This window comes from Aquimonas voraii (assembly GCF_900101825.1).
Taxonomy (GTDB): Bacteria; Pseudomonadota; Gammaproteobacteria; order Xanthomonadales; family Xanthomonadaceae; genus Aquimonas; species Aquimonas voraii.
This window is the reverse complement of sequence record NZ_FNAG01000002.1, coordinates 77,775-102,124: the sequence shown is the minus strand read 5'-3', so window position 1 is coordinate 102,124 and position 24,350 is coordinate 77,775. Positions and strand designations below refer to the sequence as shown.

Sequence of the window (24,350 nt, the reverse complement as noted above, 5' to 3'; positions counted from 1 at the left end):
AGCCTCGCTCTTACGAACCCCGAATCCCGAATCCCATGCTCCTCATCCACAACCCCCGCTGCAGCAAATCGCGCGAGGCGCTGGCCCTGCTCAAGGAGCGGGGCGTGGCGGTCGAAGTGCGCGAGTACCTGCAGGCGCCGCTTTCGGCGTCAGAGCTTGAACATCTGTTGATCCAGCTCGACCTGCCGCCGCAGGCGGTGATCCGCTTCAAGGACGAGTTGGCGAAATCGCTGGGGCTGGCCGCCGGGGATGCACGCAGCCGCGCCGCCTGGATCGCGCTGCTTGCCGAGCACCCTGCCCTGCTGGAACGTCCCATCGCGGTGCGCGATGGCCGCGCGCTGGTCGCGCGTCCGCCCGAGCGGGTGCTCGAACTGCTCGACTGAGGCCGCGAACGCGCGGTGACCCACGCGCCCGACCGCCCCTGCGTGGATCGTGAGGGCGCTGGCGACAGCTCACGCGCCCTGCCGCCTCCGGAGAGTCGACTGCGCGAACGCTCTCCGGGCGGTGGCCCGGACGGGTGCCCGTCTCGCTACGAGCACGGCCAATCGTCCGGCGGCTAGCGCAGCAGCGGCGAGTCCAACACCTCCGAAGGCGCTCCGGTGACCTCCTCGAAGGCCTCACGCAGCTCGTCCAGGCTGATACGGCCGCGCCCGACCAGGAGGCGCGAGACATCGTCGATATCGTGGCGATCCTTGGTCAGTCGCTGCACTTCGCGATCGAGGTCGACGAACAGGGCGACGGCGCGCGCGGTGCGCGGACCATGGCTGCGATCGGATTTGAGCGTGGTGACGCGGCGGCCGTGGTTGCGCATCCACTCGAAGGCCTTGCGTGCGCGCGCCTCGTTCAAGAGCCCGACACGGCGCATCATCTCGATCGAGTAGAACTCGGCGAAACCCTCGGCGATCCAGTCGTCGCCGGCGGCACCGCGCACCCGCGAAATCACGTGCACCATCTCATGCACGAGCGTGCTGGTGCCGTTCTCGCTGATCAGCGGACGATCGGAGTGCAGGTACAGCGAGCGCGGCCCGGACAGGCCGCCGCGCCACATCGGATCGCCGGCGCCGACGATCAGCACCTTCTCGGGCAGCGGGCCGAACGCGGCCTCCATCTCGCCGGCCACCAGGTTGAGGAAGGCGAGGTATTCGTTGCGGCGCATGGGATCGCCCTTGGGTGCGGCCACCGCGGTTTCCATGTCGCCGATGAAGTCGCGACGGATGCCGATGTCGCCGGCGATCATCCAGCCCACCGGGCGCTGGAAGCGGCGGTCGTCGTCGTCGATGTCGAACACCGGGGCCTCGCCGCGGCGCTTGAAGGGCGTGTCGACGCCCACCCAACCAGTCGGCAGCTCGAAGCGGAGCGTGGCGCGCGCCCGCGCGTCACGGGTGAGCCGCGCGCGCGCCGAAGGCACCAGGTGGTCGCCGCGCAGCAGTGCCCAGTCGTCGGTGATGCGCGCGTCGTAGCCGCCGCTGCGGCGGCGCTTGTCGATGGTGTAGCGCCAGCGCAGCTCGCCGCCCTTGGCCGGCGGGGTCCAGACCAGGCGATCGTCCTTGCGCTCGATTTCGCCGTCGCCGCCGAAGCCGCTGTAGCGGTCATCGGGCATGGCGAAGTCGAGGCCACGGATGCGGCCTTCGCCCGGCGTGTAGTCGAGGGTCACCGCGGCCACGCCCTCGTCGGGCAGGAATCGCACGCGGTACTCGATCTCGAAATGGCGGTCTTCGGCGAGGGCGAGCCCAGCGCCGGAAGCGAGCAGCACCAGGGCGGTCAGGAGGCGAGCGAGCATGCTGGGCGAACCACGCGATGAAGGGGCGCCGACCCTAGCACGCCGCCCGCGAATCGCGGCCGAACGGCCGCATCGCAGGTGCGGGAAGCGGCTACAGCTCGCCCAGGCCTTCGGCTTCGCCGCCCTCGCCCACTCGCAGCAGGCGCAAGGTGTTGGTGGCGCCGAGCTGTTCCATGTGGTCGCCGCTGGTGATCACCACGCGGTCGCCGGTGGCAAGCAGGCCCAGTGCGTGCAGGTGCCCGACCGCGGCGCGCGCAGCCTTGCGCGGCGACAGCCCGGCGCTGTCGAAGTCGATGGGGTAGACATCGCGCATCAGGCCCATGCGCCGACGCGCACCGGCGTGGCGCGAGAGCGCATAGATCGGCACCGAGCTGCGGAAGCGCGACAGGTGGCGCGCGGTGCCGCCCGATTCGGTCAGCGCGACGATCGCGCGCAGCTGGATGTGTTCGGCCAGGAACATCGCGCTCATCGCGATCGCCTGGTCGACATGCACCAGGTTGCGCGGTGCGGCCTCGAAATCGGTGTCCATCTGGAACTGGCGCTCGGCGCCCAGGCAGATACGCTCCATCGCCTGCACGGCCTTCTCAGGATGCGCGCCGCTGGCGGTCTCGGCCGAGAGCATCACCGCATCGGTGCCGTCGATGACCGAGTTGGCCACGTCCAGCACTTCGGCGCGGGTCGGGATCGGGTTGTCGACCATCGACTGCAGCATCTGGGTGGCGGTGATCACCACCCGGCCGCGGTCCAGGGCTTCGCGGATGATTTTCTTCTGCAGGCCCGGCAGCTCGGCGTCGCCGATCTCCACGCCGAGATCGCCGCGCGCCACCATCACCACGTCGCTGGCGTCGACGATCTCGCGCAAATTCTCGATGGCTTCCGCGCGCTCGATCTTGGCCACCATCTGCGCGCTGCTGCCGGCCTCGCGCGCAAGCCTGCGGGCCTCTTCGATGTCGGCGGCGGTGCGGCAGAAGCTGACGGCGATGAAGTCCACGCCCAGCGCGGCAGCGTGCTTGATGTCGGCGCGATCCTTGTCGGTCAGCGCCCCCAGCGAGAGGCCACCGCCCAGTCGGTTGAGGCCCTTGCGATCGGACAGCGGACCGTCGGTCAGCACGCGGGTCCGGATCTCACAGCCCTCGACCGCTTCGACCATCAGCGCGATCAGGCCATCGTCCAAGAGCAAGGTGTCGCCGGCGTGGACATCGTTGACCAGGCCGAGGTAGCTCACGCCGACCCGGGTCGCGTCCCCCGCCGGCGCATCGGCGCGGCAGTCGAGCACGAAGGCGTCGCCCGCCTTCAGTTGGACCTTGCCGGCGGCGAAACGCTCGACCCGGATCTTGGGGCCGCCAAGATCCGCAAGGATGCCGATCTCGCGCCCCAGTTTGGCTGCCGCTGTACGCACGGCCTCGGCGCGGGCGGCATGGTGCTCGGCGGTCCCGTGCGAAAAGTTCAGCCGCACCACGTTGACGCCCGCCAACAGCACAGCCTCCAGCACACCGGCTGCATCGGTGGCGGGGCCCAGGGTGGCGAGGATTTTGGTGCGGCGAAAGGCAGGCGCGCTCATGAGGGATCGGCATGACGTTGGAGGAAGCCGCGAGTGTAGCCAGCGCGACCCGTCGCGCGCCGTACTGCATACGAATAAAACCCAGACCACAGGCAGACCAATCTCCCGCACTGCCGCAAAAACGGCCGGTTCTGGCGCAATCCAACGGTCCTCTGAAAGACCAGTGCGACCGTTATAGACGGCGTATCCGAAGCGGCAGACGCAGCACAGGGCCGCCGCATGGCAGCATCGTCCCCCACCTTTCGCCCTGCCCTGCGAACACCGCCATGACCCGACGCATCGATCTTGAAACCCACTACGGACGCATCGGCGCGCAGCTGGCCGAGCCCGCGGGCGCGCCACGCGCGGGGCTGGTGCTGATCCAGGAGATCTTCGGCGTGAACCGGCACATCCGCGCGGTGGCCGAGCAGTGGGCAGGCCTGGGCTACGCAGTGATCGCGCCGCAGCTGATCGACTTCGTCGAGCCCGAGGTCGAGCTCGACTACACCGCCGAGGGCGTGGCCCGCGGTCGCGCCCACATGGCCGAGGTCGGCTTCGACCGCTGCGTCGCCGCCTGTGCGGCCGCCGCCGAGGTGCTGCGCGCCGGCGGGCTGAAGGTCGGCGCGCTGGGTTTCTGCATCGGCGGCAGCATCGCCTTTCTCTGCTGCACCCGGCTGGGCCTGCCGGCGGTGAGCTACTACGGCGGACGCACCCTGCCCTTCCTGCACGAGCGCCCGCAGGCGCCGCTGCTGCTGCTCTTCGGCGCGCACGATCCGCTGATCCCGCCGGAGGCGGTGGAGGCCCATCGAAAGGCCCTGCCCGAGGCGCGCATCGAGCTGTTCGACGCCGGCCACGGCTTCAACTGCGAGCAGCGCGTCGACTTTCATGCACCATCCGCGGCACGCGCCCTGCAAGTGGCCCAGGACTTCCTCGCTTCCCACCTGGCATGAGCGCTTCCTTCCAGCTCGACCCGCGGCTTGAGGCCGACAGCCTGCCCATTGCCGAACTGGGTCTGTGCAGCCTGCGACTGATGGACGACCAGCGCTTTCCCTGGCTGCTGCTGGTGCCGCGCCGGGCGGGCCTGCGCGAGGTCTTCGAGTTGTCGGCCTTCGACCAGGCCGAGCTGCTGATCGAGCTCAACCACGCCGCGCGCGCGCTCGGCGCGGTCGCCGCTCCGCACAAGCTCAACCTTGGCGCGCTCGGCAACATCGTCCAGCAATTGCACCTGCACCTGGTGGCACGCCAGCCCGACGATGTCGCCTGGCCCGGCCCGGTCTGGGGCAGCGGCGCGCGCCAGCCCTATGCGCCCGCCGCCGCGCAAGCCCTGATCGCTCGGCTGCGCCAGGCCCTGCACGACACCCGCGAGCCCGTCGATGACTGAGCGCCGGCTCAAGCCGCAGTTCGAGCCGCTGGGCGAGGCCGCCCTGCTGCTGCGCTTTGGCGACGCCCTTGACGCCGGCCTCAGCGCCGCCGTGCAGCGGCTCACCGGCCTGCTGGCCCAGCAGCCGGCAGAAGGCGTTGTGGATCTGGTGCCGTCCTACAGCGCGCTGGCTGTGCATTTCGACCCGCTGCGCACCGATCTGGACAGCGTCGCCGCCTGGGTGCGCGGCCGCCTGCGCGAGCACGATCCGGCCCACTCGCGCCCATTGCCGCTGCCGCTGCGGCCCATCGAGATCCCGGTCTGCTACGGCGGCGACTACGGGCCCGACCTGACCGATGTCGCCGCGCACGCGAGCCTGAGCGAAAGCGAGGTCATCGCCCTGCACACCCGGCCCGAGTACACGGTGGCGATGATCGGCTTCCTGCCGGGCTTTCCCTACCTGCTGGGCATGGACCCGAAGCTCGGCATGCCGCGACTCGCCACCCCGCGACCGCAGGTACGTGCCGGCGCGGTCGGCATCGGCGGCGCGCAGACCGGCATCTACCCGCAGGAAAGCCCCGGCGGATGGCGCCTGATCGGGCGCACGCCCGAGGCCCTGTTCGACGCCCGCCGCAACCCGCCCAGCCTGCTCAAACCCGGCGACCGCGTGCGCTTCGTGGCGATCTCGCCGGCCGACTTCAAGCGCCTGCAGCGCGAGGTCGACGCATGATCGAGGTGCTGAAGCCCGGCCTGATGAGCACGGTGCAGGACCTGGGCCGCCCGGGCCAGCGCGCGATCGGCGTACCCGTGGGCGGCGCGCTCGATACCTTCAGTCTGCGCGCCGCCAATGCCCTGGTCGGCAACCCTGACGAGGCCGCCGCGCTGGAGTTCACCCTGACCGGCCCCTGCCTGCGCTTCGCCCACGACGTGGTGATCGCGATCTGCGGCGGCCGCTTCGAGGTCGAGGTCAACGAACTCGCGCTGCCGATGTGGCGGCCGCTGCGGCTCGGCGCCGGCAGCGAACTGCGCATCGGCCGCGTGCAGCGCGGTGCGCGCGGCTACCTCGCCTTCGCCGGCGGCCTTGATGTGCCGGCGGTGCTCGGCGGGCGCGGCTGCCTGCCGGGCTCGGGCTTTCCGGCGCTGGCCGGCCGCCCCCTGCAGGAAGGCGACCGCCTGCGCCTGCGCGGCATGAGCTTGGCCGGCCGCAGCTGGCCGCGCGCCGACATCGGCGTGCGCATGGCGCGCTGGTGGGCCAACCCGGCCCCGGTGCTGGAACTCGACCAGCCCGCCGAAGCCCTGCTGCTGCCGGGCCGCGACACGCTCGCCGACACCGACCTGCTGCACGAAACCGCCTGGCGCGTGTCGGCGCGCTCGAACCGCATGGGCCTGCGGCTGGAAGGCCCGGCGCTGGAACTCGCCGAGCCCGCGCCCGGCCTGTCCGAGCCGGTGGTGCCCGGCACCCTGCAGCTGCCGCCGGAGGGCGGCCCCATCCTGCTGCTGGCCGACGCGCAGACCGTTGGCGGCTACCCGCGCATCGGCCACGTCGCCCGCGCCGACCTGCCGCGCCTGGCCCAGCTCGCCCCCGGCGAGACCCTGCGTTTCTTGCCCGCCAGCCCCGAGACCGCGATCGACCGGCTGCGGCAGATGGAGCGTCACCTGCAGAAGCTGCGCCTGGCGGCACAGCAGGTCATGGGCGAGTAGGCCCGCGGGCCCCCACCGGCCGCGGCGCTTGTGGCGACCGCGGTAGGACGATGGAGCGTGCCTGCCGGGCCCGCAGGCTGCCAGCGACCTCGGTCCTGGGCCGGGCGCCGCGGACGCGGTCTGTGCCCCTCCTGGTCCATCCCTCTCCGCTGATGGCCATGGCTTGAGGACGCTGGCGGGCGGCCAGCAGGCTCTCCGATCGCCCGCGCGAGAACCTTGGTGCGTCCTGGTTGAAGCCCTGCGCATGGCCCATGCCGGCCAACCCACGGCCCGCGCAGCGGACCCGCTGCGGACGCCCCCGCAGCGCCAGCCGATTGTCCTCCTGAACGCGCACACGTTTTGCACACGTCCTGTCCCCAACAGGGGCGAGGATCAATTCGGCGCCCGCACTCACGGGAGAGAACATGCTTCGCAATCGCCTGATCCTGTTCACGCTGCTGATCAGCCTGCTGCCGCTGGTCCTGCTGGGCGTTTTCGCCAGTCAGCAGAGCCGCAGCCTGCTTGAGAAATCGGCCGCCAACACGCTGGACTCGCAGGCCGGGCTCAAGGGTTCAAAGATCGCCGCTTATCTCGATTCCGTGCGCCGCGACGTCATGGCCCTGGCCGAGAGCCAGATGAGCCGACAGGCCCTGCCCGCGTTCACCGCCGGCTTCCAGACCTTTCTCGAGCAGGAGCTGGGTGCGAACGCCGATCTCGACACAGCCACGGTCGAGGCGCGTGCGGCCGTCGCCGGCTTCGTCGACCAGGTCTTCGGGGCCGCCTATCGCGAGACCAACCAGAGTGCCGGCCCCGAGGGCACGGCGTTTGCGGCCGCGCTGCCGCCGGCCGCGGCCGAGCTGCAGAAGCTCTTCATCGCCAACAACCCCGCACCGCTGGGTCAGAAGGACGGCATGATCGCCCTGCCGGGCAGCACCGACTACGGCCAGACCCACGCCCTCTACCACCCGATCTACCGCTCGCACCAGCAGCGCAGCGAGTACTACGACATCTTCCTCGTCGACACCGAAGGCAACGTGGTCTACAGCGTGTTCAAGGAGCTGGACTACGCGACCAACCTGTTCAACGGCCCCTGGCGCGACACCGGTCTGGCGCGGGTGGCGCGGGCCGGGCTGGCACTCGATCAGCCCGGCGCGATCGCGGTGGACGACTACGCGCCCTACGGGCCCAGCTACGAATCGCCGGCGATGTTCCTGGCCAGCCCCGTTCTCGACGGCGGTACGGCCATCGGCGTGGTCATCGTGCAGATCAGCCTGAAGCGCATTTCCGAAATCGTCTCGGATTCCGCCGGCCTGCGCGAGGGCCAGGATGTGTTTCTTGTCGGTCCCGACCGGCTGCTGCGCTCCGACTCGCGTCTCGGCGACGCCCGCTTCACGGTCGCCAGCCATTTCGCCCAGCCCGAGTCGTCGCGCCTGCAAAAGGCGGCCATCGAAAGCGTGCTCTCCGGTCAGGACTTCAGCGGCTTGGGCGAAACCCTGGACGGCCGCGAGGCCCTGGTCAGCGGACGTCGCGTCAGCGTCGGCCCGGCGCTGGACTGGGCCATCCTCGCCACCTACGACACCGACAGCGCCTACGCGGCGGCGCGGCGGCTGGTCTGGCTGGTGGGCCTGGCGGTGCTGGCGGTGGCGGTGATCGCCGCATTCGCCAGCGGCCTGTTCGCCCGACGTATCGTGCGTCCGATCCTGAATGCGCAGCAGGCCGCAGCCCGCATCGCCCGCCTGCAGCTGGACAACCGGCTCGTCGCCCACGGCCAGGACGAGGTCAGCGATCTCGTCCGATCGCTCGACACCATGCAGCGCGAGCTGAAGGAGCGCATCGAGCGCGAGGCCAAGGTCGCCGCGGAGAACGCGCGCATCCGCGCGGCACTCGATGTCGCCTCCGGCGGCATGATGGTGGCCGATGACGAGGGCGTCATCGTCTACATGAACCAAGCGGTGTCGAAGACACTGGGCGATGCCGAGCAGGAGATCGCCGCCCACCTGCCCGGCTTCGCCGCCAGCAAGGTGCTGGGCTCGAATTTCGATCAGTTCCACAAGGATCCCCGCAAGCAGCGCGGGATCATCGCCGATCTCAAGCACACGCACTTCGGGCGCATTCGCGTGGGCAGCCGCGTGTTCGAGCTGTTCGCGAATCCGGTGTTCGATGCCGAGGGCAAGCGCATCGGCACCGCCCTGGAATGGCTGGACCGAACCGCGGAATCGAACTTCCGCCACGGTCTTCGCAACATCGTGCAGCGTGCCGCCGCCGGCTTCCTCAACGCGCGGGTCGAGGTGGCCGTGAACGACGAGCGTTTCGTCGAGCTGGCCGAAATCGTCAACAACCTGATCGGCACTACCGACCAGGCGCTGTCGCAGGTCGAAGTGGTGATGGAGGCGCTCGCTGAAGGTCGACTGGGCGTGCGCTCGAATGCGGTGCTGCTGGGCAAATTCGGCGAGATCAATGCCAACGTCAACCGCACCTCCGAAGCCCTGTCCTCGGTGATCGGCGACATCCAGGCCGCGGTGCGGCAGATCGATGTGTCCGCGGGCGAGATCTCGCAGGGCAATGCCGATCTCTCGCAGCGCACCGAGCAGGCCGCCGCCAGCATCGAGGAGACCGCCTCGGCGCTTGAGGAAATCACCTCCACGGTCAAACACACCGCCGACAACGCCCAGCAGGCCAATGCGCTGGCCAGCCGGGCCACGGCCGTCGCGGAGGACGGCGGCAAGGTCGTCGCCCAGGTGGTGGCGACGATGCAGGGCATCGAGGCGGCCTCCCGCCAGATGGCGGACATCATCTCGACCATCGACGGCATCGCCTTCCAGACCAACATCCTGGCGCTCAACGCCGCGGTGGAAGCCGCCCGCGCCGGCGAACAGGGCCGCGGCTTCGCCGTCGTCGCCAGCGAGGTGCGCGCGCTGGCCCAGCGCTCGGCCAATGCCGCCAAGGAAATCGCCACCCTGATCAACGACACCGCGAGCAAGATCGAATCCGGCTCCCTGCTGGTGCAGCAGGCGGGCAGCCGGATGGACGAAATCGTCAACTCCTCGCAGCGCGTGGCCGGCATCGTCGCCGAGATCAGCGCGGCCGCCGCCGAACAGGCGCGCGGCATCACCGAGGTCAACCGTGCGGTCACCCAGATGGATCAGGCCACCCAGGCCAATGCTGCCCTGGTCGAAGAAGTCGCCGCCGCGGCTGAGGCCCTGAGTTCGGAAACCCAGCGCCTGAGTGAAATCGCCGACCGCTTCGTCTTTGCCCAGACCTGATCGCGCGCATCGGCAGGACGCTGTCTTTCCATAGCCTGGCCTGGCCAAGGCCGGGCAGTGCGCCGATACGGGCGCGCGACTGCGGCGCGTGGCTCTGGGCAACGCTGAAGAATCCGGCCTTGTCGCACGCCATGGAGGGCGCGCCCGCGAATCGAGCACGCGATGCTTGCTCCAGCGTGACCGAGCGAAGCAAAGGCGTCGCCCCTAGCGGCCGAACCAGCCCGAACCTGTGCTGGACTCGCGACCACGGATCCAGGCTAGGCGGGACTTGATCAGACTCGCCTTTGGCACGCGGTCCCGGCACGGAGAGCTCCCATCGCCAGCGCATAGGGCTGGGAGCATCTGAAGAACCACCCGCCGAGGGCGGCGGTCTCTGCCCCCATGACGGCCGCGCTACGCGAATCCCGCGCTCATTGGGCCCGTTCGACGCCATGGAATTCGCGCAGCGCGCTTTGCCTCGCGCCTGATGCCGCCGTCGCTACGGCATCCGGGTTTCTCCCACGCTTCGAGCGGATTGCGTCGGTCCCTGCCGTGTTCCGCCCTTGCCTGGGCAACCCGGGCACCGGCTCGCTCGCACAGGTTCCCGCGACTGCCAACGCGATCCTTGAGCGCGCCCTTCGCCGCGCGCGAACAGGCTCAGCACTTGGCAGGGGAACGGCAAGACCAGCTCTCGCGACGTGGCTGCGCCTGCCCTCGCCGCCCGTGCGCGCAGATTCCGGCGTCGGACGCGTTGCCACAGGGTCGAACGCCCGGGCGCGTGCTCATGCGGCAGGGCTCGCGTCGGGCCGGTCGCGCCCCGCAGCCCGCAGGGCTTGAACGACCGGTGCAAGCAGCCCATCGAGACGCCCGGGGGTGATCGATACCTGCTCCTTGAGCGCGGCCTCGGCCTCAGCGGCCGCCGCGCTCACTTCGGGGAATCCGAACGTCCCGGCCGAGCCCTTGAGGGTATGCAACCTCAGCCTGACGGCGTCGAGGTCGAACTCGGATGCCTCTTGCGCCAAGGCCTCGCACTCCTCAAGCAGGCGCCCGCCGTAGCGCGCGCGGATCTCGGCGAAAGCCGCGGAAAGCGCGAGCGCCTCCGGGGTGAGGTCCGCAGCGCCAGCGGCAGCTGCTTCGGCAGTATCTCCGTCACCCGCGGGCAGGAATCTGGCCAGCACCGAATACAAGCGACTGCGATCGATCGGCTTGGCCAGCATGGCGTCGAAGCCGATGGCAAGCCCGTCAGGCGATTCGTGTTCGATCACGTCGGCGGTCAGTGCCGCAATCGCGCGCGTGTAGCCCGATTCGCGCAACTGCCGCATCGCGCTGTAGCCGTCCAGCATGGGCATGTGCTTGTCCAACAGGATCAGATCGAAGTGCTGCGCGAGGGCGCGCTCCACCGCCTCGGCACCATTCGACGCGGTCTCGCAGTCGGCCCCGGTCGCAGCGACTGTCTGGGTAATCAGTTCCCGCAAGTCCTCGACATCGTCGACCACCAGCACACGGCCCGCGAGGCGCGGAATCGTGAGGGCCTCAAGGTCGGCGTCCACGGCCGCTTCGCGCGACGCGATCCAAGCCACTCCGCTGTCGAACGGCACGCGGATTCGAAAGCAGCTGCCCGCACCCAGGACGCTCTCCACCTCGAGCGTTCCGCCCAAGGCTTCAATCCAGCGCTTGCTGATGAACAGCCCGAGCCCGGAGCCGCCGAATCGCCTGGTGACCGACACATCCGCCTGCTCGAACGGCTTGAACAGGCGTTCCAGTTGCTCGGCGCTGATGCCGATGCCGGTGTCACACACTTCGATCTGCAGCTGCGTCGACACGACCGAAAGGCGGATTCGCACCTCGCCGTGCTCGGTGAATTTCAGGGCATTGCCGACGAGGTTGATCAGTGCCTGACGCAGGCGCAGGGGATCGGTGCTGATCGACGCCGGCAGCGGCCAGTCGCAGTCCAGCTCCAGACGCAGGTGGCGCAGCTCAGCATCCGGGCCCAACAGCGCGTGGACATCGTCGACCAATGCCAGTGGCGAACATGGCTCCAGCACAACTGCCAACTGACCGGAATCGATTCTCGCGGCATCGAGGACATCGTTGACGATTCCGAGAAGGTGGCGGCCATTGCGCACCACCACCTCCAGCGCCTGCGCGCTGCGCTGGGCATCGCCGGGCGCCAGCCGGGCCTGCTCGGCGAATCCCAGAATGGCGGTCAGCGGTGTGCGCAGCTCATGGCTCATTTGCGACAGGAAGCGGGTCTTGGCTTCGGCGAGGTGCTCGGCGTCGGCCAGCGCCTTGGCGAGATCCGCGGTTCGCTCCTCGACGCGCGCCTCCAGCTCGCGGTTGAGCTGGGCCTGTGCATCCAGTGCGCTCCGCAGGTCCTCGCTGAGATCTCGAAGCCGTCGCACCATCGCGTTGAAGTCCTCCGCCAAGGCAGAGAACTCGGCGCTGGAGGCCCGAAAACGGAGGGGCTGCAGGGTGCGGGGCACCCCCAGGTCGAGTTCGCGAATCCGGCCCACCATCTCCCTCAGCGGCCGCACGAAGGGTTGGGCGAACCGACGCGCGCCCTTCTCCAGCAGGAGCAAACCCAGCAGAGCCAGGCTGCCGACCAGAACAAAGCTCCAGTTCTGCAGAAGCACCAGGGGCGCAAGGGGCTCGAGCAGCACCACGCGCCAGCCGAGATCCGGCAGCGTCGTCGCCTGGAGCGTGTGCTGCTTGGCCGCGTTGAGGGGCGACGACAGCCATCTCGGACCGGCCTCGACCAAGGCCCCCTCGGCCGGCTCCAGAGGAACCAGCGCGTCCAGGGTGGACAGCACGACGGTGCCGCTGGCGTCGGTGAGTACGAGTTGAAGCCCATGCTGCTCGGCGATCCTGCGCAGGCGCTCCCTCAGAACGCCGAGCGAGAGCGATCCCTCGACCACGCCGGCGAAGTCCTGCCGCGCATCGCGATAGGGCGCGCTGACCGCCACCAGGATGTCGCTGCCGAAACCGCGGCCTCGAAAGACTGGGCTGATGTAGCTCGCACCGGTCCGGCGCGGCTCGCGGAAGTACGCGCGATCCTCCACCGAACGCAGCGCGCCGAAAGGGCTGGGGGCCCGGAAGTCGATGATCTCGCCCTGTGCATCGGTCACCAGCAGGGTGAGAAAGCCCGGATGAGTCTGCCGCAGACCGTCCAGCACCGGCGGCCGCACTGGCAGGCTGACATCCGCTGCCACTTGCGCCACTGCGCGCTTGTGCGCCTGCAGATGGTCGGACACGACCTCGGCCGCCTGCTCGGCGCGCAACTCCAGCGCAGCGGATCGACGCCACAGCTCGATCTGCCAGCCCACGAACGCCAGCGCAAGCAGGGCCAGCACCAGCAGGGGCCATAGCGTCGCCGCGGCGCCTGCCGCGATCTGATCCCCCAGGCTGCGCTGCGCCTGATCCGAACGCGAAGGCGCGAAGCCCCACAGTTGGCGCGCGGCAGAGTGCGCCACCGCAACCCCGACCAGCAGGTTCAGGGCGCCCAACAGCCACGCTGTCGCCGAGAACGGTGCGGGGAAACTCAAGTACAGCGCGGGGGCCAGCAGCACCGCGGCAAGAACCCAGGGCAGCTGGCGCAGGACTGTCGGACTTGCCGCTGCGACGACGAACACCAGCCCCTGCAGCAGGGCAAACCACGCCCACTCTCCCGACACCAGCGGCGCAGACACCGCCAGCGCACTGGTTAACACCCAGGTCCAATGCAGGTGTTTCGCCAGAACCGCAGGTGCGATGCCTCCCAGCAAGACCGGCACCGCGCCGGGCAACGGCGCCGCCATCAGGTTGCAGAGAGCACCGCCCACAGTCACGACCGCCCAGAAGCGCCAGCGGCGCCAGGACGTGCGGGTTGCAGCGTCGGCGTGCGCCCGCATGTTCACCGGGACGGGCATCCATGGATCCTGCGCACGCTTTCGCAGTCCTTGTCGCCACCCCCGCCCTGCGACGGGCCCGCCATCGTTTTCAAAGCGGGTGGCGGAAGATCCGCGGCTGCAGCAGCGAGCGGCAGACCACACGCGATCCCAGCGCTTCGGCGCCGCGGCAACGCGCGGTGTTCGTTGCTCTGTCCTCCACGGGAGGGGGACTCACCCATCGATGGCGTGAGCACGCCGCGGCGGGTCGGCATCGGCCGAGACGCCGGCAATGCTGGCCTTTTCGCCCGAAGTATCGGAGCGTATGCGCGCGAGCACGGGGAGGCAGCGCCAGACCGCAGACGCTCGCGCCTCGACCACTCAAGGACTGGAGCCGGAACCATGCGCGAACTGCGACGGGTGCTGTACGTGGAAGACGAGCGGGACATCCACGAGATCGCCCGGCTGGCGCTGGAGTTGATCGGCAGACTCGTCGTCAAGACCTGCGGCTCCGGCCCTGAAGCGCTGGCTGAGGTGGAGGCGTTCTCACCGGACCTGATCCTCTTGGACGTGATGATGCCGGGCATGGACGGCCCGGCAACGCTGCAAGCCCTGCGCCAGATCCCCGCTGTCACTCGCCTGCCTGTCGCGTTCATGACGGCCAAGACTGACCCGTCGGAGATCGCCCATCTGAAGCAGCTCGGTGCCATTGCAGTGATTGCAAAGCCGTTCGATCCGATGCGGCTGGCGGCCCAGCTGCGCGACGTTTTCCAGACGCACGTCGCCGCCAGCGCAACGCTGGCACCCGGCCGTTGATGACGACACCCGTCAACCTGCCACGTCGCCGCAGGCTCAGGACGATTCCCGAGAGCCCGCTGCCTGCCTTCGCGGCCTTGCCGGGGTGGACGCGCCCCGCCACACTGATGCCACCGGGCAAACGTGCGAGCCGGGTGGCGGATCCGGCGGGATGTCGGCGAGGGCCAAGACAGCGCGCGCACCGCCGCGGCCGCGTACGCCTGCAGCCGCACCGGCGGTTCTCGTGCGCAGGAGGCGCTTCTTTGCACGCGCACGGCGCCCACTGTCGGACGCGAGACTCATGAGCAGGCAAACGGGCCTTGCGCGGGGGCCCAGCGCCCGCTCACGCCTGCTGGTCTACGGTGGCGTGCTGGCGGGCGCCCTGCTGGTGCTGTTCGGTCCGCAGCTGGCCGAATGGGGCCTGTCCGCGCTCGGCTGCCCGCTCGGATTCGGCGCCCCCGGGGCTGGCTGCACTGGCGTACTGGAAGCGCCTGCGCGCGCACTCGTGCGCTGGTCCCAGGCATCGCCACCGCTGGAAACCGCGTTCGTGCTGTTCAACCAGGCGTGGCCGCTGCTGCTGTGCTGGGCCGCAGCGGTCATTCTCAGCCTGCGTGCGGATCGGACGCGCTCCACCCCGGCGCCGGCATCGCCCAGAGGGGGGAGCCCGCCGCACTCCACGCCCCAGGGCCTGACGCCGGAGGCGGCGCGCGCGCGCTGGATCGCGGCACGCCAGCACGAGCAGGCAGAGGAAGCGCTCGCAAACAGTCGAGCCCTGCACGATCAACTGTTCGCGGAAGCGGGCTTCGTCGGAGGCGTCGCCTTTGCCTGCGCGCTGCTGATCTGCGGGCTGTTCGCGTTCTGCCTCGCGTTCGGCCTTCCGCTGCTGGGTGGCGTCAGCGCCGAGTACACCCTCCACGCATTCGGCTGCGATGCGCCGGCGCAGGCGGCCATGGATCCGCTGGCCCGTGCCTGCGGCACGCTGGAACAGCGACTTGGGCCGTATCGACAGCCGTTCTTCGGCGCACTGCTGTCGCCCCTTTGGCTGTTCACACAGTTCGGAGACGTGCTGCTGCTCTGGCTTCTCTGCATCTCCGCCCTGACGGTTCTGCCCGCACTGCGATTCGGACTGCGGCGGCTGCTGAGGGCGTATCCGCCGATCTGGCTGGGGCTGATCGCAACGGCCTGCCTCGCCGCCATCGCCACAGTGAGCGGCTGGCTGAGCTCCGCCAGCCACTCCAACGGGTCCCTCCCTGGCCCCGGCGATCCGGTCCCGGCCCTCGCCTTTCTGCAAAACATCGCACTGGCGCTGCTGGTGGGCTGCGTCCTGCTGGTCCTGGCGACTCTCGCGTGCGTGGCTGCCGTCGTGATGACCGTTCGCGCCCGCCGCAACCCGTCCGGGCCATCCACCCGGAAGCCCTGAACTGAGCCTCCTGCAAACGCGGCCGGCACTGCGGCGCTCTTGCTTGCGCAGGGGAAGCCGCGGGTCCGCCGTGCCTCCGCCGCGGACCCGCAGAAACCGCTGGGATCCGCGCGCTCGCTGCCCGGCGCCATGCCGCACACCGCTGCGTGGAACAGCATGCGTTCGCTCAACGACGGCGGCGCGTTCTGCGCATCGAATCCATCCAGCGCAAGCTATCCCGCGGAATCACATCGAGCGGAGCCTCATCGTGCTCGGCCGGGCGCGATTCGTCTGCAAGGCCTTGCGCGCGCCACACGGTGCCCCCGCGATCACCTCTTCACTGCCCGAAGCCGTCAGCGTGGATCGCCGGATTGCGCGGCAGCTCGATCGATTCTCGCGCGACATAGGCCACCGAACCCGGAGCCGCCGGAACCCGGTCGAACACCTGCAGGCGACCGGAGCGACGCTCGTAGGCCCCGTTGTGCTCGGGGCAGGTCATTCGGACGCGGGTGCGGATCTGGGAGAGTGAAGGCGCCGCGCTGGCTTCGGCGGCGCGCGAACTCGCTCCTGGAGCTGATAGGTGGCAGCCCGGACTTCATGCGCCAGAGCAGCCCAGCCTTGAGCCCGCCACTTCATCCCGCCCGTGTTCAAGGGCACCAGCCTCAACATCACCGGCAGCGTCGCCCACGGCTCGACCATGCGCGTCTACCGCGCTGCCAACGGCGGCAGCCTCACGCACCGCGGCTGCCTGCAAATTCACCCGTTGAGAGCGATCCATCGCTGCTGGAGGAAATCGCGCCCGGTTTCTTCGCCGACGGCACGGTCCAGAACGATCCCGCAGTCAGGCGCAGCTTCATCCCCACCGCCAGCTCAAGAGCGCTCGACGGCTGATCCACCGCGCGCAGCGGCAGCTCCCTCGACTTCAGCAATCAACCCCGCAACATCGACCTGCTGGGCGTCATCAACGTCCCCTTCCCGAACCTGGAACCGGACAGCGACCTCGGCGCCATCGAACGGCGCCATCGACCGGCGCGATCCGGGGCAGATCTTCAGGCATGGGTGAGAAGCGTTTTGAAGGTTTTGGGTCGACCGACAAGCCGCGGAGCTCGCGCCGCCGGAGCGCTGCGCCGGTGCAGGTGGGGCCTGCGCCCGTCGCACAGGCCCCGGCTTTCGGCGGGCGGGAAATGGGCCACCTCACCCTCCCCGAAGCACGCGTTCGACAAAGGACTCGAGCGTTTCCGGCGCCTCGAAGCCGTCAAGATGGATCACATCGACCGGGTCCTCATCAGCGCTGACGTTGTTTTCAAGCGCGGGATCAGGTTGGTCGATCGACGGGGCGACTTCAGCTTCCACCCGGAAGGGGCCACGATGATCGCCGTCGACTTGGCCATCGAGGAGCACGACCACGAAATCATCGGCACCGATATCCACGGGCACATCGAGCGTTTCCGCGCCGGTCGGGGTCCGGCAGACGGACTGATCGCCGGCATTGCAGACCCAGGTGGAACCGAGCAGGGATTCGGGAATCGGCACCCTGACTCGCGCGCCCAAAGCCGCCTCGCTCGACAGATTGCGTGCCACCAGCACGTAACTGATGGGCCGGCCGACCCTCACCAGCGGCGACAGGTTGCTGAGCGAGACGGCAAGATCCGGACCTGCGAGAACAAGCACGTTGAAGTCCACCTCGGTGCGGTCATCGCCTCCGCCATCGTCCTCAACACCCAGCCGCAGGGCGGCGCTGCCGGGACGACCCGACAGTTCAAGCAGGAGCGCACTCCCCTCCAGCTGCGGACTCGAGGCGAGAATCGTCGATGGGTCGAACAGCACCTCGAGGGTGGGCGCAGCCAACTGCTGGCCTGGTTCATTGGCGCCCGGATCGGCGTCGAGGAAGTCCGCGATCCGCTGCAACCCGCGACTGCCGACTGCGAACTGCGGATCGCCACTCAAGCGGACCCGAGGCGGGTCGTTGACGCCCTGCACCTCCACGCTCAGCGCCTTGGCCGCGGACGCATCCTGGCCGCCGGACGCCACGCCCCCATCGTCGAACAGCCGCCATACAAGGTCGGCGCTACCCCAAGCGTCGGCGGCAAGCACGACGCGGAGATCGCCGGTCGCGGACAGCGTCGGCGGCTCGGCGAACAACTGCGGCGCCGAGTTGGACTCAAGCTGGAAGCGGAGCACCTGACTCGACTCGCCGGGCGCGCCAGCATCGATGGCGCTCGCCCAAGCGGGAACCAGCACTTCCCCGGCATCCTCGACCACCGCCACTGCAGGCCCGGCAACGAAGTCGGGCGGATCGTTCACGGCCAGCACTCGAATCGGGAGGCTGCGACGCACCAGCCCGGTGTCGAGCCCTCCCAAGGCGGTTCCACCATCATCGCGGACTTCGAACTCGACAATGGCCTCGCCGAAGCGATCTGGGGCGGCGCGGTAGGTCAGGTCGCCCGAAGGACCGAGCCGCGGGACCTCGGCGAACAGTTCAGGGGCGCTATTGCCGACCAGCACGTACTCCACAGCCTGTGAAGCTTCGTTGGCCGGTCCGGGCACAGCGGTGGCGACGCCTGCCACGGCGACCAGGCCCTGATCCTCGGTGCTCGCTGGCGGCTCGGCGACGAGGAAAGACGGCGGATCGTTGATCGCCTGCACCGTGACGCGTACCGGCTGATCGACGAAATCTCCGTAGGTATCGAAAGCGCGCAAGACCAGATCCGCCATGCCATTGGCATCCGCGCGAACGGCAAGCTCCAGCCGCTGCTCGACCGGAACGATCCGCACCACGTCGAAGAGTGACTGCTGGGTATTCGACAGCACCACGATGCTCAACTGCGAATCTTCGTCTTCGACGTCGTCGAAGACCGGACGCAGGTCTGCCGAGACCAGCGGCGCGTCTTCAGGCAGATCGATCGGCGCCATGCCGCGAGCGATCGGAGCCTGGTTGACCTGGCGCAGCAGATCCACCGTCTGCCCGGGCGCCACGGCGATGCGGCGGCCCGCGGACAGCACCTCAAGCACCGCGCGATTGTCCGCATTGGCAGTCAGGAGCGTGCCGCTCAGGGTGAACGCGTCCGGCGCAGGCAACAACAGCGCCGCCACGCGATCCGCGGCGAAATCGAACTCGACCCAGGTGTCGCCAAAGTGATTGTCGACCGCCAAACCATCGTTGCTGCAGCTGGCTGTCGTCTCGTTCGCAATCGGTTCGGCTTCTTCATCGAAGGCGTGGACGAAACCGCTCAAGCGCAGTCGGTCGTCCGCGCAGAACAGAGCTCTGACTTCCGAGGGCTGCGGCGCGGGTTCGACCGCGATGCGCAAGCCCTGCTCCTCGCGCCAGGCATCCTGCACCCGGACCACCTCCTGCGCGGGGTTGAGCAGCCGACCGGAGCTGCTGCCTCCCAGCCCCGCGTCACTGAAGCCAGTCGCACCGAAAGGCCTGTGGCGGTTCGGCGGCGCGATCAGGTCGCTCAGGCCGTCGCCATTGCTGTCGGGTTGATCGACGAAAACGCTGAACTCCGCTAGGGCCAGATTGCCGGCGGTGTCGACGGCCTGGCACGCCACCAGCAACTCCACCGAGGCGATGGGCTCGCCCGGCGCTGGCGTGCAGAACGCATCGATTTGCAGGCCGACCTCATCAACGGCGACCGGATGCACGTAGGCGGCCACCGTTGCGAAGCCGTTGACGGCGGTGATGCGCTGATCGACCAGCGGCGCGCCTCCAGGGAAGGTCAGTCGCGGCGGGCGCGTGTCCTGGATGCGAATCGCTTGCTCCACCTGGGCGGTGTTGCCGGCGCCATCGCGCGCCGTCCAGGTCAGCACGTGCTCACCCAGCGGCAAGCCCTGCGCGGGCCAGTCGTGTTGCAGCGTCACCCCGCCGCCGATGTCCTCGACATCCGGCGGCACCAGCAGATCCACCGGAGCCACCGTGAGCGCGCCACTGGCTTCGAGCGTCAGGGGTTCCGGCGAAGCAATGAACTCAGGCGGACGGGTATCCACCACGTCGATCGCGAGATCGCAGCGACTGATCTGTCCCACCGCGTCGGTCGCGGTGAAGCGGACAACCGTACGCTGGCCCAGCGCGATCAGCGCGGGCGCATCGTTCTCCAGGCGCACAGAGGGAATCTGGATGTTGTCGGTGGCAACAACCTGGTCGAACAGCTGCCCCAGATCGACACTGGCCCCCTCGGTCGGCGCCCCCGCCAGCCGTGGGCGCGCGCCCCCGGTGGTCGAGGCCTCGATGCGGAAGGCCTCCTGTCCGGGAGCGAGCGGTGGGCAGACGATCTGCGGCGGCTGCGTGTCCTCGATGACCGTGATGGCCACCGATGCCTGCGGGCCGCTCGCGCCGAGACTGTCCACTGCTCGATACAGGAAACCGTCGTTCCCCGCGTAGCCGTCGTCCGGCCGGTACATCACGGTTGCGCCACCGGCATCGACATCGAAGGCTGAGGCGTCGAACGCATGCAAGCGCCGGAAGGGATCGCCCTCGGCGACGAAGAACACGCTGTCATTGACCGCGAGGTCGTTGACCGAAACAAAGCCACCGGGCTCAAGGAAGCTGAATAGATTGCCCGGCTCGCCATTCGCCAGTGTTTCGTCCAGGAAAGTGCCTTCGAGCGAGAACGTTTGCGCACGCGCCAGGGGCTCGGACATGCCGCTGCGCTGGATGAGATCACTGACATAGAGCTGGTCCAGGCTGCGATCAAAGGCCAGCGCGAAGTCGACGGTGCCGCCACCCGGCGCGAACTGTCCGGCCTGGCTGCCCGCGAACACACCACCGTCACTGCAGCGACTGGCACTACAGGTGAAACCGGCGCTGCGCTGATTGACGACATCACAGCCGGGACCGGACTGGCAGCGCCCCAACCAGCCGACGTAGGCGCCGTCGGGATGGAACTTGTGTATGCGGGCGCGGCCAGGCTCGGTGAGGTAGACATCACCGCGACTGTCCGTGCGTACTCGCTCGAGCCCGGCAAACCCGGCATTGCCGAGTTCAATCGCGGCGCTTGTGGCCCAGCTGAGGTTCTGGCCGTCCTCACCCAGCGCTGCCACCGGGCTGGCCTGGGAGAACAGTACGAAGCTCGGTCGAGAGGACAGCGCCCCCGCAGTGCGCAGCGAACGGAACTCCAGCCCCCGATCGGTCAAGGCGTAGAGGCGCTGGCGGACCGGGTCATAGGCGATCGAGCGGCCCGCTGCACCGTCATTGCTTCCGGCGCCGGCACTCTGCGCGTAGCTCGCATCCTGGTGCTGTGCGAACCCGTCCCGCCACGTCACCCGCCCCTGGATTGGCGCGGAGTCAACGTTCTGGCCCCTGGAAATCGCGAACACGGTGACGGTACCGGCGACGTCATGCACAGCGAAATCCACCCAGTCGCTGTCACCACCGCTGAGCGAGGCAGGCGAGAACGCGGGCGACCCGAAGCTGAGCTGCGTCTCGTCCAGTTGTGTCGGCATGGAACCCACCAGCCTGCCGAAACGGTCGAAGCGCGCAATGCGCTCGTCTTCCAGCACATAGAAGCTTTCGCTACCGCGCAGCCCAGCCACCGCGAGCCGACGGGGATCGACGAAGCGGGTGCCGATGTTCGAAGCGCCCGCATCCGTCGAGCCCCCAGCCGATGCGGCAATGCGCCGCACCTGACGGGTGTCGCTGTTGACCGTACTGAACTCCGAGCTGCAACCGCTGCCGGCGGCGAGAATGTCCTGCGGATCGGTCAAGGCCGCCAGCCCGCCACCGGCAGGCGCCTGGAAAACGTTGGCCAGGGAGAAGGTCTGCTGCACGACCGGGGTGGCAAACAGCGAAGTGCCGCTACCCAGCTGCACGCGATGGAGGCGTTGGTTGTCCCAGTCCGCCAGCGTGACCGTCAATGCACTGCACGCATCGACTGCGATGCCGGTGGGCCGGATACCGACGCCCGCCACGGCAGGCAGGCTGATCGCACGCGATGCGACCACCGCCAAGCCAGAGGCCAACGGCGGGGTCGATTGCGAAGGGTCGTAGCCGGAGACGGTCAGAACGCGCAGGCCCGCGCCAGCGCCCTGCGCATCCCCCGGATCCGTCACCACAAGGTAGACCGGACCGCCGTTCGCGAAGTCACGCAAAACGACGAAGTGCTGCGGATTCGCGCCCAGGAAGGGCGACACGTCCAGGCCGCTATCGCCCTCGCGCGCGGAGAAGATGCGCCCCTGCGACCAGTCGGCAAAGAGCAGCTCCGGCGGAAAGAAGTCACTCGCAGCGTCGATGAATTCGCTGCCATCCGCCCAGGCAAGGCTGTAGGGCTGACGATCGGAAAAGAACAGACCCGCTTTCACCGAGCCCGTGCTGGGATCGATCTGCACGATCCGCTGGTTCAGAGGATCGGCAATCAATCTCCGCGAAGCCGTATCGACCCCCAGCGTCATGTCCAAATGGCTGGTGAGACGCTGCGAGAGGCCCAGCAAGGTGAAGCGCGACTGGTACAGCGGCGTCGGGTCGACGCCGAGGTCGCCGTGGGCCGGCAAGCTGTTGAGGCGGAAGTCGAGCGGGTCGAACTCGGGATCCTCGGCCTCAAGCCGGATCGGGGTAGTGATACCCGCCGCCACGGTCACCGAGGTGCCGGTGGCCACTGGCGCCTGATTGGTGCCGGCGGCACGCAGCACCAGCGCCTGCTCGACCTGTGCCGAGTTGCCACTGGAATCGGTGCCGATCCAGCGAACGCGGTAGCGCGTCCCCACCTGCAGCTGCGCGGCGCTGCAATCGACGAAATCGCCCTGCACGCCCGCGTCGACCTGACACGAGAAATTGGGCGTCAAGGTCGAGAAGTCGAAGAACAGTGGCGGATGGATGCGCGCGTCCGGCCGACTCCCCGTCTGGCACAGATAGTCTAGACAACCGATGCCCTGCGCAGTGAACGCCAGCGAGAAGGAACCTTGCGGCACTTCGATGCCAACAGGTGCCGGCGTCTCGATGGTGGGGGGCAAGGTGTCCACGGCCGTGACCTTGACCACGTAGTTCAATGGCGTGACATTGCCCGAACGGTCGCGTGCGGAGAGCGGATAGTAGTGCGTTCCCAGTGGAACCTTGCGCGGCACGCTGTTGAACGTGAGCGGAGACTCATCGCAGTTGTCGACCGCCGTGAACGTGGTGTCTCCGTCGGAGAAGTAGGGCGGAGTCGACCCGAGATCGGCACCATTGGCATCCAGGGCCTCCACCTCGAACTCGGCAACCACATGGCGCTCATCGGGCGCGCCCGCGTTCTCGACCCTCAGCACGCTGAAAGTGGGCGGAAAATATTCTCGGACCTGCAGGTATTGCGAATAGCTGATCGTCCCGAACGAGACCAGCGATGCGAGGTTTCCGGTCACCCCGAGCCTTATCCGAGGCCCAGCGCGAAACGCCGTTCCAGCACCTGAGCGAACCGCAATCCCGCTGTCCAGAAACGGCTGCAGATTGAGCTTCCAGCCGTTGAACTGATCGTCCAGGACGCCCTGGAGATCGAGATTGTCGACGATCAGACCCACGATCAGGTCACCAAGCCCGGGGATGATGTCATCCAGCGAAGGCCCCAGCCGCGGCAGCTCAATGCCCAGATTGATGACGCTGTCGATGCCGAAATCGGGGTAGCTGATGCGCTCGCGGATCTCCTCGATCAGGTAGTCGGCCACCATGCCCTGCGCATCGGGCGCGCTGGTGAACGAGGGATACGGGCCGAACGGGTCCACGTAGACCCATTCCTGCTCGTCGAACACCCCGAAGTTGGTGATGCGGTCATTCGAGTCGACCACCAGTCCGGAGCTGAAAAAGCAGGACCCGGGATCGGAAGGGTTGTCGACGTCCCTGTCGAGCGCATCGACGCCAGGCGGCACGAACGCCTCCTCGATGGCGCGCTGCAGACGCTGCGGTTCAGCGAGGTCGGTGAAGCCATCGCCCACGCGAATGGGTGGACACACGCCCGCCAGAGTCGCGCCAACGGCGACCCTTGCGGCCGCGCGCCGGATCTTGCGCTTGGCGCGCGACGTAATGTCGTCGAACGGATTGAACATCGCGCTCAGCAGCTGATCGATACCGAGGTCTTCCAACCGCGCGATGCCGTCGCTGAACAGATAGGACCCGCCCTGCTGACAGGCGGTGGCCGCGAAATTCCCCCCATCGGGCGGTAGCGTCTGTGCGCTGAGCGCCTGGCAGTTCAGCCCCAGAAGCAGTGACGGCGCGAGCAGAAGCGCCCGCGACTTCCGTCGCGGCGTGCGCAAGAACGACATGGACATGCTCTCCCCCAGAGACTGATATCGGTGTCATAGCGGCTTGCGACCGTAGCGCACATTTCCGGCCCAGACAATTTCCTGCCGACACGGGTGCCGCGTGACTAGGCCATTGCGCGAAGGCCCCATGCCCGACTCTCGCTGAAACCCCTCGCAACCCAAAAGAGGCGAAACGCTCTGAATCAGGACATCAAAGCGAACCTGATCGCGCCGCCGGCGGCACCTCCTGGATGTCGATAGAGCGCTTCCGCGAGGGCCCCATACCTATCCGGCAGCGTTGGCAGCAGGCGCCCGCCAGCAACGGCAGCGGCGAAGCCATGGCAAGCACGACAGTGGACGAGCCGGGGTTGCTCACACCAGCGGCATCCGCCTGAACCTGTCGCTCTCGATCCTGCACAACACACCTGCGCTGGGCAGCGGCGCCGGCTGCCTCACGCCCTCGCTAATCCCACTGTTCCGTGGCGGACC

The 24,350-nt window shown here is 68.6% G+C and carries 13 protein-coding genes and 1 pseudogene; 8 read left to right on the top strand and 6 right to left on the bottom strand.

Translation table 11 applies throughout. From position 1 onward, the window contains the following. Positions 1–35: 35 nt before the first annotated feature. Positions 36–383: an arsenate reductase (glutaredoxin) gene (gene arsC / locus BLP83_RS05145; protein WP_091239702.1), complete on the top strand. Its 348-nt coding sequence runs from the start codon at positions 36–38 to the stop codon at positions 381–383. Positions 384–556: 173 nt separating this feature from the next. On the opposite strand, the gene BLP83_RS05140 is transcribed toward arsC, so the two are convergent. Then, positions 557–1,780: a M61 metallopeptidase family protein gene (locus tag BLP83_RS05140; protein ID WP_091239699.1), complete on the bottom strand. Its 1,224-nt coding sequence runs from the start codon at positions 1,778–1,780 to the stop codon at positions 557–559. 91 nt (positions 1,781–1,871) lie between these two features. Beyond that, on the bottom strand, positions 1,872–3,341 hold the full coding sequence (gene pyk / locus BLP83_RS05135) for a pyruvate kinase (RefSeq protein ID WP_091239698.1): 1,470 nt from the start codon (positions 3,339–3,341) through the stop codon (positions 1,872–1,874). 266 nt (positions 3,342–3,607) lie between these two features. Here pyk and BLP83_RS05130 point away from each other — a divergent pair, with 266 nt between their 5' ends. The 5 genes and pseudogenes from BLP83_RS05130 to BLP83_RS19210 form a co-directional block, all read left to right on the top strand. After that, complete coding sequence (locus BLP83_RS05130) at positions 3,608–4,270, top strand: dienelactone hydrolase family protein (RefSeq protein WP_091239695.1); 663 nt, start codon at positions 3,608–3,610, stop codon at positions 4,268–4,270. After that, positions 4,267–4,701: an HIT domain-containing protein gene (locus tag BLP83_RS05125; RefSeq protein ID WP_091239692.1), complete on the top strand. Its 435-nt coding sequence runs from the start codon at positions 4,267–4,269 to the stop codon at positions 4,699–4,701. Before BLP83_RS05130 ends, BLP83_RS05125 begins: the two co-directional genes overlap by 4 nt. Next, complete coding sequence (gene pxpB / locus BLP83_RS05120; RefSeq protein ID WP_091239690.1) at positions 4,694–5,410, top strand: 5-oxoprolinase subunit PxpB; 717 nt, start codon at positions 4,694–4,696, stop codon at positions 5,408–5,410. Before BLP83_RS05125 ends, pxpB begins: the two co-directional genes overlap by 8 nt. Then, positions 5,407–6,381 (top strand): 5-oxoprolinase subunit C family protein, encoded by a 975-nt coding sequence (locus BLP83_RS05115; RefSeq protein ID WP_091239688.1) that lies wholly within the window; start codon positions 5,407–5,409, stop codon positions 6,379–6,381. Before pxpB ends, BLP83_RS05115 begins: the two co-directional genes overlap by 4 nt. A 404-nt stretch (positions 6,382–6,785) precedes the next feature. After that, positions 6,786–9,590, top strand: a pseudogene (locus tag BLP83_RS19210) (methyl-accepting chemotaxis protein); the annotation flags it as partial. A 794-nt stretch (positions 9,591–10,384) separates the two neighbouring features. Here the strand turns inward: BLP83_RS19210 and BLP83_RS05105 are convergent. Continuing rightward, positions 10,385–12,787: an ATP-binding protein gene (locus tag BLP83_RS05105; RefSeq protein ID WP_425388966.1), complete on the bottom strand. Its 2,403-nt coding sequence runs from the start codon at positions 12,785–12,787 to the stop codon at positions 10,385–10,387. A 1,080-nt stretch (positions 12,788–13,867) separates the two neighbouring features. On the opposite strand from BLP83_RS05105, the gene BLP83_RS05100 reads away from it, so the two are divergent. Together BLP83_RS05100 and BLP83_RS05095 are read left to right on the top strand one after the other, a co-directional pair. Then, entirely contained in the window at positions 13,868–14,281 is a 414-nt protein-coding gene (locus BLP83_RS05100) for a response regulator (protein WP_091239682.1), read from the top strand. 280 nt (positions 14,282–14,561) lie between these two features. Then, on the top strand, positions 14,562–15,680 hold the full coding sequence (locus BLP83_RS05095; protein ID WP_091239679.1) for a hypothetical protein: 1,119 nt from the start codon (positions 14,562–14,564) through the stop codon (positions 15,678–15,680). A 316-nt stretch (positions 15,681–15,996) separates the two neighbouring features. On the opposite strand, the gene BLP83_RS18590 is transcribed toward BLP83_RS05095, so the two are convergent. The 3 genes from BLP83_RS18590 to BLP83_RS05090 all read right to left on the bottom strand — a co-directional run bounded on the left by BLP83_RS18590 (position 15,997) and on the right by BLP83_RS05090 (position 23,882). Next, complete coding sequence (locus BLP83_RS18590; RefSeq protein WP_176764017.1) at positions 15,997–16,158, bottom strand: hypothetical protein; 162 nt, start codon at positions 16,156–16,158, stop codon at positions 15,997–15,999. 232 nt (positions 16,159–16,390) lie between these two features. Further along, a complete protein-coding gene (locus BLP83_RS19205) occupies positions 16,391–16,516 on the bottom strand; it encodes a hypothetical protein (protein WP_281187102.1) in 126 nt (41 codons plus the stop codon). Between the two features lie 337 nt (positions 16,517–16,853). Then, positions 16,854–23,882, bottom strand: a complete 7,029-nt coding sequence (locus BLP83_RS05090) for an NHL repeat-containing protein (protein WP_143006546.1) — start codon at positions 23,880–23,882, stop codon at positions 16,854–16,856. Positions 23,883–24,350 lie beyond the last annotated feature (468 nt).

Excerpts from the sequence above, each read along its gene's own strand:
- pyk (WP_091239698.1), bottom strand. The coding sequence starts at position 3,341 with ATGAGCGCGCCTGCCTTTCGCCGCACCAAAATCCTCGCCACCCTGGGC.
- pxpB (WP_091239690.1), top strand. The coding sequence starts at position 4,694 with ATGACTGAGCGCCGGCTCAAGCCGCAGTTCGAGCCGCTGGGCGAGGCC.
- BLP83_RS05100 (WP_091239682.1), top strand. The coding sequence starts at position 13,868 with ATGCGCGAACTGCGACGGGTGCTGTACGTGGAAGACGAGCGGGACATC.
- BLP83_RS18590 (WP_176764017.1), bottom strand. The coding sequence starts at position 16,158 with ATGACCTGCCCCGAGCACAACGGGGCCTACGAGCGTCGCTCCGGTCGC.
- arsC (WP_091239702.1), top strand. The coding sequence starts at position 36 with ATGCTCCTCATCCACAACCCCCGCTGCAGCAAATCGCGCGAGGCGCTG.
- BLP83_RS05090 (WP_143006546.1), bottom strand. The coding sequence starts at position 23,882 with ATGTCGTTCTTGCGCACGCCGCGACGGAAGTCGCGGGCGCTTCTGCTC.
- BLP83_RS05095 (WP_091239679.1), top strand. The coding sequence starts at position 14,562 with ATGAGCAGGCAAACGGGCCTTGCGCGGGGGCCCAGCGCCCGCTCACGC.
- BLP83_RS19205 (WP_281187102.1), bottom strand. The coding sequence starts at position 16,516 with ATGAAGCTGCGCCTGACTGCGGGATCGTTCTGGACCGTGCCGTCGGCG.
- BLP83_RS05140 (WP_091239699.1), bottom strand. The coding sequence starts at position 1,780 with ATGCTCGCTCGCCTCCTGACCGCCCTGGTGCTGCTCGCTTCCGGCGCT.
- BLP83_RS05125 (WP_091239692.1), top strand. The coding sequence starts at position 4,267 with ATGAGCGCTTCCTTCCAGCTCGACCCGCGGCTTGAGGCCGACAGCCTG.
- BLP83_RS05115 (WP_091239688.1), top strand. The coding sequence starts at position 5,407 with ATGATCGAGGTGCTGAAGCCCGGCCTGATGAGCACGGTGCAGGACCTG.
- BLP83_RS05130 (WP_091239695.1), top strand. The coding sequence starts at position 3,608 with ATGACCCGACGCATCGATCTTGAAACCCACTACGGACGCATCGGCGCG.